The sequence below is a fragment of the Arthrobacter sp. Y3223164 genome (genome assembly GCF_059091005.1).
In genome coordinates, this window is record NZ_JBNHGF010000460.1 from 1 (window position 1) to 1,916 (window position 1,916).

The following is a 1,916-nucleotide window of genomic DNA, read 5'->3' on the forward strand; positions in this document are numbered from 1 at the left end:
CACCTGCTCAGCGGCGGCGGGCGGCGCGAGCCGGCCAACCTGCAGGTGCGCGTGCCGCACCTCGAGGACATCTACCTTCAGTTGCTGCAGCAGCACGGCACGGACAGGACCGACGCGGCATGAACGCCCCGTCCCCCTCGACATCCGGCCTCGCCGTGTCCGCCCCGTCTACATCCGGCCGCCCCGGGGCAGTCCGGGTCTGGCGGCCGAACGCCGTGCTGCTGGGCTGGAAACGGACGCTGCTGGAGGTGCGGATGTTCTCGCGCGACCCGGCCGCGGTGGTCTTCACCCTGCTGTTCCCGCTGATCATGATGGGCCTGTTCAGCACCGTCTTCGGCGAGGACGCGTCGATGGGCGATCCGGCGCGGCCGGAGTCGCTGCTGCGCCCGGCCGAGTACTTCCTGCCCGCGATGCTGGCCCTGGGCACGGTCCTGAGCGGCTTCCAAAACCTCAGCGCCTACGTGGCCGCCGAACGGTTCAACGGCAGCATCAAGCGGCTGGCCGGAACACCGCTGCCCAGCCTGTCCTACTTCCTGGGCAAGACCGGCATGACGCTGGTCCTGATCCTGACGCAATCGGCCCTGCTGTTGCTGGGCGCACGGTTCCTGTTCGACGTGCCCCTGCCGGCGACGGCGGACGCCTGGCTGACGTTCGCGTGGCTGCTCCTGGGCTCCACGGCGGCCTGGTCGGCGGTGGGGATCGCCTTCGCCTGCCTGGCCAGGTCCGGGCCCTCCGCCTCCACCATGGCGGCCGTGCCGCCACTGCTGCTGTCCTTCATCTCCGGCGTCTATTTCCCGTTCCCGCAGATCCCGGACTGGCTGCGCGGCCTCGCGGACCTGACGCCGCTGCGCTGGACCGCCAGCGGCATGCGCTCGGTGTTCCTGCCGGAGGGCTGGGAGGCCGTGGAGCCCGGCGGGAGCTGGAACCTGGGGATGTCCGCCGTCGTGATCCTCAGCTGGCTGGCCGCCGGCCTGGTGCTGACCCGGCTGATGTTCCGTTGGCCGCCGCAGAAGTAGTCCCCCGCGGCAGGGCGCCGCGCCGGCCGGGCGGCGGGGCCGTCGTAAGGTGATGCCATGAATCAATCCGCGGTCCCGCCGGCGACGGCCCCGCCCTCCGTCAGGGACTCGATCTGGTTCCGCGGCCTGAAGTGGTGGCACCTCGGGTTCTACGTCGCGCTGGCGACCGTCGCCGTCATCGTCTGGGTCAGCGCCGAGGCGGGGAATCCCGCCAAGGCATCGGCGGTGGCGTCCCTCGTTCTGCTCGGGGCCGCCTACCCGTTCCTGACCCGGGCGAAGGACCTGCACACCTGGAAGCCGAAGCTGTACGTGGTGCTTCTGATCGCCGTGGTGACCTACCTGGCGTTCCTCTCCGGCGCCGGCTCGATCATCCTCTTCATCGCGTTCCCGCAGGTGTGGATGTTCGCGGGGTCGGAGCGCAACGGCGTGGCCGCCTCCGCGCTGATCTGCGTGCTCGTGGCCGCCGGCCAGCTGCACCTGTACGGCACCGGCGCCGCCGGACTGCTGGCCGCCGGGCTGCAGGCGGTGATCTCCTTCCTGGCCAGCACGCTGCTGGGCCTGTGGATCTACAAGATCATCGAACAGAGCGAGCAGCGGGCGGACCTGATCGCGGAGCTCAACGCCGCCCGGGCGGAACTGGGGGCCGCGCACAGGCGCCAGGGCGCCATGGCCGAGCGGGAGCGGATGGCCCGCGAGATCCACGACACGCTGGCGCAGGGCTTCACCTCGATCGTGATGCTCTCGGAGGCGGCCCAGGCACAGCTGCGCAAGGCCGGCACCCCGGTCCCGGCGGCGCTTGCGTCCTCCCTGGCCGGGATCCGGGACACCGCACGGGACAACCTGCAGGAAGCGCGGGCCCTGATCGCGGCCTCCGGCCCCACGCAGCTGGCCGGCGGCGAC

General features: G+C 71.7%; 2 protein-coding genes. Both read left to right on the top strand.

Annotation, left to right across the window (positions count from 1 at the left end; genetic code table 11):
* The first annotated feature begins 119 nt into the window (after nucleotides 1-119).
* Nucleotides 120-1,016, top strand: a complete 897-nt coding sequence (locus tag AC5RUJ_RS15375) for an ABC transporter permease (protein WP_494128937.1) — start codon at nucleotides 120-122, stop codon at nucleotides 1,014-1,016.
* Between the two features lie 57 nt (nucleotides 1,017-1,073).
* A partial coding sequence (locus AC5RUJ_RS15380) for a sensor histidine kinase (protein ID WP_494156149.1) occupies nucleotides 1,074-1,916 on the top strand: 843 nt, incomplete at its 3' end.

Bases quoted from the DNA above. Each gene is read 5' to 3' on its own strand.
- AC5RUJ_RS15375 (WP_494128937.1), top strand. From the start codon at position 120: ATGAACGCCCCGTCCCCCTCGACATCCGGCCTCGCCGTGTCCGCCCCG.